Source organism: Streptococcus ruminantium (assembly GCF_003609975.1).
Classification (GTDB): Bacteria; Bacillota; Bacilli; order Lactobacillales; family Streptococcaceae; genus Streptococcus; species Streptococcus ruminantium.
Genome location: NZ_AP018400.1, coordinates 1135661 through 1149300, shown reverse-complemented (window position 1 = coordinate 1149300; position 13640 = coordinate 1135661). Strand labels below are relative to the sequence as shown.

The window sequence follows — 13640 nt, the reverse complement described above, 5'->3', positions numbered from 1 at the left end:
GTTACTTATTATGGAATTTATGCTGGATACCCTCAATATAGAGGAGATAAGAAAATGGGCTCAGGTCCTTCCGCTTGCAGGAGTGACCTCAAACCCGACCATTGCAAAGAAAGAGGGGGGCATTGACTTTTTCGGACATTTGCACCTTATTCGTGATCTAATCGGACCAACAGCTTCACTGCATGTACAAGTTGTGGCAAAAGATTACGAAGGTATTTTGGCAGATGCTAAAAAAATTCGTGAGTTGGCACCAGAAAATGTCTATATTAAGGTTCCAGTAACATCTGCTGGCTTAGCTGCTATGAAAATCTTGAAAGCAGAAGGGTATAAGATTACAGCAACGGCCATCTACAGTGTTTTTCAAGGTTTGTTGGCTATTGAAGCTGGTGCAGATTACTTAGCGCCCTATTATAATCGTATGGCGAATCTGAACATTGATTCGAATGCAGTTATTGCTCAACTAGCAGAGGCTATTGATCGAGATTGTTCGAAAAGTAAAATCCTGGCAGCTTCATTTAAAAATGTTCATCAAGTCAATCAAGCATTTGCGCACGGTGCACAGGCTGTTACAGCAGGTGTAGATATATTTGAAGCAGCTTTCGCTATGCCAGCTATTGAAAAGGCAGTGGATGACTTTGCCAGCGATTGGTCAGCCAGTTATGGAAAAAAATCCATCTAGGAACTTTTAGGCTATATATAATAAAAAAATAAGGGGGACATTATGAAACGATTCTCAAGTCTTTCACGCAGCATCCAGGGGAATAATCTCTTAGAAAATTGTGCGGTTGATATTTTGAAGATAGGTCATCGTCCCCTTGTTTTATGTGTAGAGTGGGAGTATAATAAAGATATACAAGGTTTGGTGAAACATCTAACCTGTCATGGGCTAATTACCAAAGTAGCCTGTCTGACAGAGATGAGTCAAGCCTTGATTGAAGAAGTTGGAGAAATGGGGTTTCAGCACCGTGCAGATCTTGTTATTGGGTTTGGTACCAATGTCGCGATGGAGTGTGCGAAGGCTGTTGCAAATCTGCTGGGCTTGCCATTTGTCTTGATTCCGACTTCTCTGTCACTTCCTTCTACAAGTTTGCCATTTGTAGTAGCTGAGGAGTGGAAAAATCCACGAATCTTACTGGAGGAGTCAGTTCGGCTCATTATAGTGGATAGAGATTTGCTTCTGGCTCAGCCTGTTTCAGATTTGAAGGCTGGTATAATAAATTCTCTGCTTTACCTAGCTGTTATTAAAAAAATAAACAATCATCATCTATCCAGTTTGGTAGATGGTATTCTTATCAAAGGTTGTGAAAGCGCTTTATTAAAAGATGCTTCTCAAGCTATAGTTGATTTTGAAAATTCGACATTATCAAGAGCGCTGAAAGATATTTTAGAGGTTCTCACGGTGCTAAACGGATATTGTCTGAGCACAGATGCTTGGTCTTTAGTTGAGAAACTAGGAGCAAACCTCGCAAAAATAGAATTAAATTGGCTAGATGAATCGCTTAGAAGGAATGCATTTATCCTGTTGCTTTTTACTTACTTGAACCATGAGTCAGAAGAGAAAATGACAGCCATTATTCAATGGTGCAAGCAGCTTCATTTATTACCATTCTCCAACAAAATAGATCGTTTAGAACTGCTGAATGTTATAAGAAAAGACCTGAAACCACTAGGAATAAAGGATGAGGAAGTTCAATGTGCGATTGAACAAGTTTTAGCGATGAATTAGTCTATAAAAATAGTTATTATCTAACAATAAGGAGGAATTCCTATGAAAGTATTCGCAAGTCCATCACGTTATATACAGGGAAAACATGTCCTGTTTCAAGGTGCAGAAGCAATTGGAAAATTGGGGGATAAGCCCCTGGTGCTTTGCGATGATTTGGTTTATGGCATTGTAGGAGAGAAATTTCTATCCTATCTAGCTGGAGAGGACATGAAAGCTTGTCGAGTTGCTTTTAATGGTGAAGCATCAGACAAAGAAATCCAGCGTGTTGTGGAAATTGGAAAAAAGGAGATGAGTGATGTAGTAATCGGCCTGGGTGGTGGCAAGACAATTGATTCTGCTAAAGCTATTGCTGATTTGCTAGCGGTTCCTGTAGTCATTGCTCCAACAATCGCTTCCACAGATGCTCCAACGTCTGCTCTGTCTGTCATTTATTCTGAGGAAGGAGCATTTGAGCGCTATATTTTCTATAAGAAAAATCCAGATCTTGTTCTGGTAGACACAGCCATTATTTGTCAAGCACCACCACGTTTACTGGCTTCAGGTATTGCCGATGGTTTGGCAACTTGGGTGGAGGCACGTGCTATTTTGCAGAGTAATGGTTCTACTATGGCTGGTGGTGCTCAAACCCTTGCAGGCATTGCAATCGCACAGACCTGTGAGAAGGTGCTCTTTGATTATGGACTACAAGCTATGGCAAGTTGTGAAGCTAAAGTTGTCACCACTGCCTTAGAAAATATTGTTGAAGCTAATACGCTATTAAGTGGTTTGGGCTTTGAGAGTGCAGGTCTGGCAGCAGCACATGCTATCCATAATGGCTTCACAGCTTTAGAAGGTGACATACATCATTTAACACATGGTGAAAAAGTTGCCTACGGTACCCTGACACAACTTTTCTTGGAAAATCGTCCGAAAGCAGAATTGGAAAAATATATCCGATTCTACCAAGCTTTGAATTTGCCGACTACCTTAGCAGAATTGCATTTAGCAGACGCTAGCTATGAAGATTTGCTGAAGGTAGGGCAACAGGCGACTATCGCAGGGGAAACTATCCATGGTATGCCATTTGCTATTTCAGCCGAGGATGTAGCAGAAGCTCTTTTGGCTGTTGACTACTATGTTCGTTCTTTAGATAGATAATCAATTGCTCTGAGAAATTGCAGTAGTTCAGTTAACATTAGAAAGTGTGATGGAACAGCCTTATATGCCCGATTAAGTGTTGACCTCATCGCATCTAAAGTTAGGAAGACCTTCGTTTAATTAAAAGGTTATCTTTACTGGAAATAGTACTCTCGCCCACTCTTTAGGTGGGCTTTTTTGCAGGTTATAGTTTGGTTAATAGTTGGTATGAACTATTTTTTATTGCTATCTAGGAGTTTTTCTGCTGTTTGAGATTATGAATTCATTTGCTATGATTTTTAGAGCGTTACCGTTTAAAGATGTGGATACCTATTCAAACAATCTAATAATCTATTTAGGTGAAGTTTTTGAGACTATTGTTTTCCATCTATAGGAAAAAATTTGAGGAGTATTTAAACTACTGGAATGCTGCTTGAAATATGCTAAAACTGAGGTGGTAAGATACTTAGATAGGTATCTTCTTGATATGCTATACCTCAGTCTATTAAATCTTGGAGGCAAGGTGGGCGACACCCTGTGTACTTTTTGTTTGATATATCTTAGTAAAACACTTGACATTTTAGGAAAACGGTTGCATAATAGAGATAAATAAATAACACAAAAGGAGTTTGTTATGCAACAGAAACCAAAACTTGTTCTAAAAGCCAAAGGTTTTAGAATGTGGAAATCAGGGAAGCGATGGGTATTTGGTCTTGGAGCTATGACAGCTATTTTTTTATGCGGCGAAATGCAAGCGCTTGCACTGGAGACACCTGTTGAATCACCAATTTCAACAGAATTGCGGAGTACGGATTCTGGAGAAGAGCAGCCACCTGCACCAAAGACAGAAGAGGATAGTAGTGTCTCTTCTAGTGTTGAATCTGCTGAAGAGTCTAATTCATCATTTTTAGACCAGGCTCAAGATGTGACAGTCAAGGATGATCAACATCAAGCGCAGCATGAGGTTGATGTGACAACAGCTAAGCCAGTTCATATTTACTACAAGCCGACAACAGATACGGGTGACTACTATGCTTATGTTTGGGGGGGAGGACTCGAGCAATCTGGAGTTGACTTACCGATGACAAAAGAGGGTGACCAGTGGAAGGTAACGGTTACACCTAAGGCTGATGCGACTTTCTTTAACTATATCATTAAAAAAGGTGGAAAAGATCAATGGAATGATAAAAAGACCGGTGATATGACTGCAACGGTCAATCCTTACACTGAAACAAATATCTATGTTGGAGACAATTTTTACTCACAAATTTCCAACATACAAACACCTGAATTTGATAAAAAATTTGGCTATGAGGATAAGGTTGTAGATGCATCTGAGCCAGATAAGTTCAAAACAGTTGGTAGTTTGGGACGACTTGGTTCGACCTTAAACGATGATGGCACAGCGACTATCAATCTCTGGGCACCGACAGCCAAGGAAGTTAAACTCAATCTTTATAAGACTCTAACCCCTACTGCGAATGCTGATAAAACGGTCAATATGACCCGCGGGACAGTTGCTAATCCAGATGACCATACCCAAAATACCGTTGGTGTATGGACCTATAAACTTGATAAATCACTGTTGGGAGAGCTGGGTGTAGATACTGCTGAAAAATTAGCATATGATTATACTCTTAGTCTGCCAAATGCACACTTTATACAAGTAGAGGAGCAACAAAAGGGAGATAAAAAAGTTAAAATTTATCGAAATTCTGCCAGTGGTAAAGTTTTGAATGAGAATGGCGAGGCTACCCGTGAAGAAGTAGCAGCCTTCTACGCTGGGGATGTAATTGAGCGAAAAGGGAATGGTGATAATACTATAGTCGTTAAGGAACACAATCACCGTGAGGTCACCACTCAAGATCCGTATTCTGTAGCAGTTATTCAAGGGGGCACACGGTCTGTCATTCTTGACCCAAGCAAGGTTGGTCCAAAAGTTCAGGTGACAAACAATAAACGTGCTAAGACGAATTCAGAAATTAGTGTTTTAGAAGTCAATGTCCGTGATTTTTCTATTGACGAATCATCTGGTGTTGACAAAAAAGATCGTGGGAACTATCTTGGTTTTGTTCAGTCAGGTACTAAAAATCCGAACGATGGCACGATGACTGGTTTGGACTATCTAAAATATCGTGGCACCAATTATCTCCAAATGATGCCTCTTAATGATTTTGAAACTGTTCCTGAGTTAGATAAGGACAATCCAGAAAATACCACTATATCAAAAGCAGAACCAGATGGTGTTCATAATAACCAACAAAACTGGGGTTATGACCCTAAGAACTACAACGTTCCAGAAGGATCTTATGCTACAGATCCAAGCGACCCAGAAAACCGTATCAAAGAACTCAAAGAGATGATGCAAAAGCTTCATGATGCAGGGCTTAATGTCACCTTGGATGTGGTCTATAACCACCTTTATCATGGGCAAAAGAATGTCTTTGAGCAGACTGTTCCTGGGTATTACTATGCCATCAACCAACCTGCCAATGTGATGAATAACGATATTTTTGTGGGCAATGCGGTGCGCTCTAATTCTGAAATGATGAGACGCTATATCGTCAATTCAACTGCTTTCTGGGCAGCAGAATATGGTATGGACGGTTTCCGTTTCGATGCCATGAGCGATCTTGATGTAACGACACTGAATGAAGTTCGTAAGGCTCTAGATAAGGTTGGTCCTAATATAGTGACCTATGGTGAAGGTTGGGATAGTATGGGAACCTACTTGCCGAAAGGCGAGGCAGGTAGCGATGTTCAAGGTAAGAAAATCCCGACTTACGGTTTCTTCGATGCAACGAGTCGCAATGCTATCGTTGGACATGCTCACAATGACCATCTAGATGCCAAAGGGTTTGTCAATGAGGGAGAAAACAATCCTAACATTGCTAATGCAACACAGGTAGCGGACAGTCTGTTAGGTGGTGATCGTAAGAAATATGCAAACGCTTCTCAACAACTAAACTATGTGGAATGCCATGATGGTATGACTCTAAGTGACCTCTTGAAACGTTACAATGTCATTGACACACGTGATCCAAAGATCCACCTGAATCGTGTTGAGTTGGCGACAGCCATGAGTGCCCTAGCGCAAGGGATTCATTTCTCGCAACATGGACAAGAATTTTTGAGAACAAAAAATAATTCCGTTAATACTTATAACAGCGGTGATGAATACAATAAAATTGATTGGAATTTGGTGAAAACTCATGCAGATGCAGTGAATTTCTCCAAAGCAATTACCCAATTACGATTGGCAGAACCGCTCTTCCAACTATCTGACTATAATGATATTAACGAGAAGATGGTTGTTACAAATGCCCAAGGTAGTTCAGGTGTCATCACTTATGAACTCCGTCTCGATGGTAAAGGTGAAAACAAAAATGGTAAGTATCTCGTTATTTTCAATAACAATAATGGCGATAATAAATCTTCACTGACGCTTGGTGGTAACCAGTGGTATTATGGAGGTAATGAGAAACTCAATGAATTTAAAAATATGGAAGGAAATCGAGGGCGCATCAATAGCACTAATGATTTCAGCAATGCTTTTATCGTGACTTCGAATTCCAAGAGTCTCTATGACAAGATTGGTCAAAAAGTTGGTCAAAAAGAGCTAACAGTTGATCCACTGTCTGCAACGGTTCTCTTTATTCCTGCTCCTGCTAAAGCAACAGAGCTAAAAACTGTAGAACGTGTGATAAGTTATGTTGACCGTCAGGGGAATCAGGTATCGGATCCACATAGACAAGCAGTGACCTTCTTAACTGTTGAAGAACCAGCTCCAGACTTGAAATTTGGTTTTGAAAACTCCCAAATTCCAGTTGCACCAACCGACTTAGGCCATGCTTCAAATATTGTTAATAAGGTATCAAAAACATTACCAACAGTGAAGTATGTTTATGTTGCTACGTCTAAGGATGGACGACCAATTGAAGTAAACCTCAATCTTTCTGATGTGACTATCGGTGATGATGGTAAACCTGTTGATTCTGATACTGTCAAATGGGTAAAAAGAACGCAGCTTGGCTTGCTTGAAGAGGTACCAGAGGGAGTTGAGGTTCCATCAAACTATACAACAGATAAGAAGAAGTGGCTCAGTCAAGTATGGGAAAGGACCGATGATGTCTCTTATCCTGAAGTAACAGGTCATAAGGTTCAGTCTATCAGTCCAGAAAAGGCTGGAGATAAAGAGAAGGTCACAAGTAGTGTGCTGGGATTGGAATCAGCTCGTCAAGAGGTCAAGGTTACTTATGCTAAAGAAATGACAGCCAAGCTTGTGTCTGAGAATGATCCATTGGAAAAACTACCGAAATCAGCTAGTGAGGCTAGTGGAACTTACCAAGCTATTGGTCTAGAAGGAGAAGCAATTCGCTTTACGGTATCAGATACTGATTTGGCACGAGAAGGCTATACTTATACTGTTAATGGTAAAGCAAATCTGACAGAAGCTATGGCCGGTATGGCAGGTTATTTCTCTGCTACCCCAGCAGTTTTCCAAGTGGTTTATACTAAGGTAGAGACTCAAGAGCCAATGGAAAAAGATGAGCCTAAGCAAGAGGAACCACCGACTAAGCCAGATTCTGATAACACTCCATCTACTCCTGATAAACCATCAGATACAACACCAGAGAAAGAAGACGGTAAACCAGATTCTGATAACACTCCATCTACTCCTGATAAACCATCAGATGTAACACCAGAGAAAGAAGACGATAAGCCAGATTCTGATAACACTCCATCTACTCCTGATAAACCATCAGATACAACACCAGAGAAAGAAGACGATAAGCCAGATTCAGGTAGCAGTCCATCTACTCCTGATAAACCATCAGATGTAACACCAGAAAAAGAAGACGGTAAACCAGATTCAGGTAGCAGTTCATCTACTCCTGATAAACCATCAGATACAACACCAGAAAAAGAAGTAGATAAGCCAGATTCAGGTAGCAGTCCATCTACTCCTGATAAACCATCAGATACAACACCAGAAAAAGAAGTAGATAAACCAGATTCAGGTAGCAGTCCATCTACTCCTGATAAACCATCAGATACAACACCAGAAAAAGAAGTAGATAAGCCAGATTCAGGTAGCAGTCCATCTACTCCTGATAAACCATCAGATACAACACCAGAAAAAGAAGACGGTAAGCCAGATTCAGGTAGCAGTCCATCTACTCCTGATAAACCATCAGATACAACACCAGAAAAAGAAGTAGATAAGCCAGATTCAGGTAGCAGTCCATCTACTCCTGATAAACCATCAGATGTAACACCAGAGAAAGAAGACGGTAAACCAGATTCAGGTAGCAGTCCATCTACTCCTGATAAACCATCAGATGCAACACCAGAAAAAGATGCAGATAAACCAGATCCTGAAGTTCCAAATTCAGAGACCAAGAAGGATAATACACCAACATTGAAAAATGAGGATGGTAGTACTAGTTCTACTAAGCGTGAATTGGTTGATGTACCAACTGGTGTTAGAGTAGTATTGTCAGAGAAAGAATCATCTGAAATTGTTGCTCTACGTGTTACTCCAAAATCACTCTCTTCTTTGCCGACCCAATCTGTTTTAGCAGGTAAAGATTATAAAATGTATGATATTGATCTCATTGATAGCAGAGGAAAAGTGGTGAAGATGGCTTATACTGCTAGAGTATCTCTACCGGTTGCTACCGATAAAGCAGTCGCTCAAGTACTCTATTTGCCACAATCAGGACAAGTTCATTCCCTTGATTTCACTGTTCAGGATTTGGGACAATCTGGTCGTTTTGTCGAATTTACTGCGAAAAGTTTCAGTGATTATGCTGTTATCTATCAGGCAACCGCACAAAATATTGAGCAGACCAATAGCACTTCAAAAGCAATCAATGATGAACAAGAATCATCTCTGGCAGTAGCACAAAATAGCGTTTTAAGTGTACCTGTAGCTAGCGCAGCTAAAGAATTGCCTAAAACAGCCGCAATTTTACCTAAAACAGGAGAGACTATCTCCGTACTTTCCTTGGTAGGATTGGCATTGCTAGGAACAGTCGTAGCCGTTTCGCATCGCCGAAAAGGAAAATAATAAGGGGTTAATCTCTATATTTCGATAGTATTTTTCCGGTTTTGTGAGGTAGATAAATCATTAAGCATGAGGTTGGGACAATAGTCCAATTTCATATATAAAAAGCGAACAAAATCAGTTTTCTGACAATCAGAATCTTGGTTTGTTCGCCTTTTTTGTTCAATTATAGATCTAAAGGACTTGATAATTGAGATTTTCAAAATTGAAAATCTTTTTGTCCCAAGCTCATCTTAGTTTTAGGAGTAATGTCTTCAATGCCTCTTTTTATTATTTAATGTTCAGTGAAAATCAACTCCATGTTCATTCGTAAAAAATGATTGTACTTGAGAAAATACTTTTTTAGGACTGTTCATTTAGCAAAATTGTGATATACTTAGTAGGTATAAATAGTTAGAAAATTTTGAAGAATGATTCAGTTAGATGAAATACCTTTCTGATTTGCTCTAATAGTCTGGTGATAGAGTATAAGAGACTGGAAGTAAACTGGACCTAGTTTATATGACAAGACTATTTGTGTTTGTCTTGAGTAAGACGAAGGTACTGACCTATCATGGGATTTCACAACGCTGTTTTTAAGGAGGTAACTATGGCCTATGTAGTGGCTGTCGTTGGTGCGACTGGTGCAGTTGGCGCTCAGATGATTAAAATGTTGGAAGAATCAATACTTCCGATTAAACAAGTTCGTTTCTTGGCTTCTGCACGTTCTGCGGGCAAGACTTTACAGTTCAAAGGTCAGGATATTGTCATTGAAGAAACAAAGGAAACAGCTTTTGAAGGTGTTGATATTGCTCTCTTTTCAGCGGGGGGATCTACATCTGCTAAGTATGCTCCCTATGCAGTCAAAGCGGGAGCAGTTGTTGTGGATAATACCTCATATTTCCGTCAAAATCCAGATGTTCCTCTGGTTGTTCCAGAGGTCAATGCTCATGCACTTGAGGGGCATAATGGTATCATTGCTTGTCCAAATTGTTCAACCATCCAGATGATGGTAGCTTTGGAACCAGTTCGCCAGAAGTGGGGACTGGAGCGGATTATCGTATCGACCTATCAGGCAGTTTCTGGTGCAGGTATGGGAGCTATTTTAGAAACCCAACATCAGCTTCGTTCCATCTTGAGTGACGGTGTTGAACCAAAAGCGGTTGAAGCCAATATTTTACCTTCAGGTGGAGATAAGAAGCATTATCCAATCGGGTTTAATGCTCTGCCACAAATTGACCTCTTTACAGATAATGACTACACCTACGAAGAGATGAAGATGACAAAAGAAACTAAGAAAATCATGGAAGATGATAGCATTGCTGTTTCTGCGACCTGTGTCCGTATTCCGGTCTTGTCAGCTCACTCTGAGTCTGTCTACATTGAAACCAAGGAAGTGGCACCGATTGATGAAGTAAAAGCTGCTATTGCGGCCTTTCCAGGTGCGGTTTTGGAGGATGATGTAGCTAATCAAATCTATCCACAAGCCATCAATGCGGTCGGTAGTCGTGATACATTTGTTGGTCGTATTCGTAAAGATTTGGATAAGGAAAATGGGATCCACATGTGGGTCGTTTCAGATAATTTGCTCAAAGGTGCTGCTTGGAATTCTGTACAGATTGCTGAAACCCTCCATGAACGTGGTCTTGTCCGTCCAACCATGGAATTAAAGTTTGAATTGCAATAAGTCTGGCATATTAAATGAACATAAAAAAGGCTCTTAATAGTCTTTTGGGGCAATAAAAAAGGGAGGAAACCGATGTCCATCCAAGAATTACGCAATGTAAAAATCATCACAGCTATGATTACCCCCTTCAAAGAAGATGGTTCTATCCATTACGAGGTTCTGCCCGAACTGATTGAATACCTCTTGGATCACCATACAGAGGCTATCCTACTAGCCGGAACAACTGCTGAAAGTCCCACTTTGACTCATGAGGAAGAATTAGAATTATTCGCTGCTGTACAAAAAATTGTTAAGGGGCGCGTGCCATTGATTGCTGGAATTGGAACCAATGATACACGTGATTCCATCGAATTTGCCAAAGAAGTTGCAGCTTTTGGTGGTTTTGCTGCTGGTCTTGCTATTGTTCCCTACTACAATAAACCATCACAAGAAGGGATGTACCAGCATTTTAAGGCCATCGCTGATGCATCGGATTTGCCGATTATCATCTACAATATTCCGGGTCGTGTTGTAGTAGAGATGACTCCTGAAACCATGCTTCGCTTAGCCGAGCATCCAAATATTATCGGGGTCAAAGAGTGTACCAGTCTGGCCAATATGGCTTATTTAATTGAGCATAAACCAGAAGATTTCTTAATTTATACAGGTGAAGATGGAGACGCCTTTCATGCAATGAATCTTGGGGCAGATGGTGTTATTTCTGTGGCATCTCATACTAATGGAGATGAGATGCATCGCATGTTTGTGGCTATCGAGCAACAGGACATCAAAACCGCAGCGGCCATTCAACGTAAGTTCATTCCTAAGGTTAATGCCCTCTTTTCTTATCCCAGTCCTGCGCCAGTTAAGGCGGTTCTCAATTATATGGGCTTTGAAGTTGGTCCGCTTCGCCTGCCCTTGGTTCCATGTCCAGAAGAAGATGCCAAACGTATTATTAAGGTTGTGATTGATGGAGATTATGAAGCAACAAAAGCGACTGTGACTGGAGTTGTAAGACCCGATTATTAACAAATAAAGAGCAGGAAAAACTACTCAGCGCGTAGACAAACCCTTAAAATGTAATAACTTTGGAAAACCTACGATAATGTTGTTCATCTTTCAACTCTTAGAAACGCTATTATTTCGACGTTTCTGGGAGTTTTTTTGCTGTTGGCTGCAAAGAAAAAGATTGAAGAACTCGTCCAAAATGGACTTTGTCTTCAATCTGAAATACAGGATATCCTGTTCCATTTATACTAAACATTCTAATTTATCTACCAAAGAGCCAACATAGGCGATAGTATCTTTTAGTGGTTTGTCGGTCGAAACATCAACACCCGCATGTTTTGCTAAGTCTTGAGCTGAAAGACTGGCTCCGAGTGAAAGGGTCTCAAGCCATTTCTCAACGACTTCTTCTGGATTTTTTTCCAGTTGTTTTGCCATAGCAGTACCAATTGTTAAACCTGCTGAGTAAGTGTATGGGTAAAGACCAATGTAGTAGTGTGGCTGGCGCATCCAAATAAGACCAGCATCATCACCGATTTCAAAGTCTTCGCCCCAGAATTCTTTGATGATATCCAATTTGATTTGGCAGAGGATGTCACCATTGAGGTATTCATCATTATCCAAACGAGTATAAACTTCACGTTGGAAGGCTGCTTCAAGCAGATGGGTAACCATATTGTGGAAGTAAGTGCGACTAATCAATTCGCTAATCAAGTATGCCTGGAAGTTCGGATCTTGGTTATTTTTCAGAAGAGTATTACATGTCAAGACTTCGTTGGCAGTAGATGGTGCCTCAATGAAATAAAGTGATGGTTCGTAGCTAAGAACACTTTGTTTTTTAGCCAATTGGAAATGACCCGCATGCCCCAATTCATGAGCCAGTACCAAGACTTCATTCATCAAACCAGTCCATGAAAGCAAAATATAAGATGGTCCATCGTAAAGAGTGGCGCAGAAACCACCTGTCGCTTTGCCTTCATTTTGAGCAAAGTCAATCCAGCGCTCATCAAATGATTGTTCAATCATCTTAACATAGTCTTCACCGAGGATACCTAGACAGTCAATCAAAAATTGTTTTGACTCTTCTGGAGTAATCCGCTGGTTGAATTTAGATGGAATACTGATTTTCAAGTCGGCATGGGTAATTTTATCTAAACCATGCGCCTTAGCAACTAATTTCACATAGCGGCGCATATGAGGAGCCAATTCTTTCATGATGATGTCAATCTGGCGGTCAAACAAATCCCGTGACACATTTTGACGATGCAAAAGGAAGTCAATCGTATTATCAAATCCACGCAGGCGAGCTTCAATTTGCTCGTTTTTGATATGAGATAAGTAAGTTGCAGCAGTGGTATTTTTGTACTTTTTCAAGGTAGAATAGAAACCAGCAGCAGAACGACGACGGACTTCCGTATCGTGGCTAATTTCGTAGTCATTCTCAAATAAAACATAGCTGTTTCCCAATGTTTCACCGTTAGCCTCGAAACTATCAAAGGTCATATCTTCAAACTTGGTTACGCCATAGTTGTTATATGGTTGGGTGAGAGTTGGAGCAAAGTTGGCCAAAAGTTCTTCTTGTAGCGGGTGAAGCTGATGTGGTTTCTGACGGATAATATTTTCAATATAGGCTTTCCATTGCGGTTGATTCGTAATAACATCTTCTAAAACTTCTTGATCAAGCAAGCCTAATTCTGTTTCAAGGAAGGACAATTTAGGAGTAGTATAGGCGAGTGTTAAATCGAAATCATTAGATAAACTAGCAAGTTCAGTATTCATCTTATCCACTTCAAGCGGAAGAAAAGCATAGTGAGACAATTTGCTTACGAGGATTGAGAGGCCTTCATAGTCCTTGAGAGCTGCTACGATTGTTTCGAGACTTGTTAAATTTCCTTTATAGGTTCTTTCAAAATGTTCAGTTTGTGTCTTGTAGGATACGAGTGCATCCTTGTAAGCTTGATTATCTGGGAAAATTAGATGGGTATCCCAAGTGAGCTGGACGTCTATTTCATGACGCTTTGGCATTGCATTTGACATTGGCTTCTCCTTTTTCTTTTAAGTTAATAGTGATATTATAC

The 13640-nt window shown here is 40.3% G+C and carries 7 protein-coding genes; 6 read left to right on the top strand and 1 reads right to left on the bottom strand.

The window, feature by feature from the left end:
* Positions 1-10: 10 nt before the first annotated feature.
* From SR187_RS05510 to dapA, 6 genes are all read left to right on the top strand, one after another.
* Positions 11-679, top strand: a complete 669-nt coding sequence (locus tag SR187_RS05510; RefSeq protein WP_120171768.1) for a fructose-6-phosphate aldolase — start codon at positions 11-13, stop codon at positions 677-679.
* A 42-nt stretch (positions 680-721) separates the two neighbouring features.
* Positions 722-1726 carry an iron-containing alcohol dehydrogenase gene (locus SR187_RS05505; protein WP_120171767.1) on the top strand — a complete coding sequence of 335 codons (1005 nt, stop codon included), beginning with the start codon at positions 722-724 and terminating at the stop codon, positions 1724-1726.
* A gap of 42 nt (positions 1727-1768) precedes the next feature.
* Positions 1769-2863, top strand: a complete 1095-nt coding sequence (locus tag SR187_RS05500) for a glycerol dehydrogenase (RefSeq protein WP_024532581.1) — start codon at positions 1769-1771, stop codon at positions 2861-2863.
* Positions 2864-3476: 613 nt separating this feature from the next.
* On the top strand, positions 3477-8915 hold the full coding sequence (locus SR187_RS05490) for a KxYKxGKxW signal peptide domain-containing protein (RefSeq protein ID WP_160113888.1): 5439 nt from the start codon (positions 3477-3479) through the stop codon (positions 8913-8915).
* 586 nt (positions 8916-9501) lie between these two features.
* Complete coding sequence (locus tag SR187_RS05485) at positions 9502-10578, top strand: aspartate-semialdehyde dehydrogenase (protein WP_120171766.1); 1077 nt, start codon at positions 9502-9504, stop codon at positions 10576-10578.
* A gap of 72 nt (positions 10579-10650) precedes the next feature.
* Entirely contained in the window at positions 10651-11586 is a 936-nt protein-coding gene (gene dapA, locus SR187_RS05480; RefSeq protein WP_024532910.1) for a 4-hydroxy-tetrahydrodipicolinate synthase, read from the top strand.
* 222 nt (positions 11587-11808) lie between these two features.
* Here the strand turns inward: dapA and pepF are convergent, their stop codons facing one another.
* Positions 11809-13599, bottom strand: coding sequence for an oligoendopeptidase F (gene pepF, locus SR187_RS05475; RefSeq protein ID WP_120171765.1), 1791 nt, complete (start codon positions 13597-13599; stop codon positions 11809-11811).
* Positions 13600-13640: the final 41 nt, after the last annotated feature.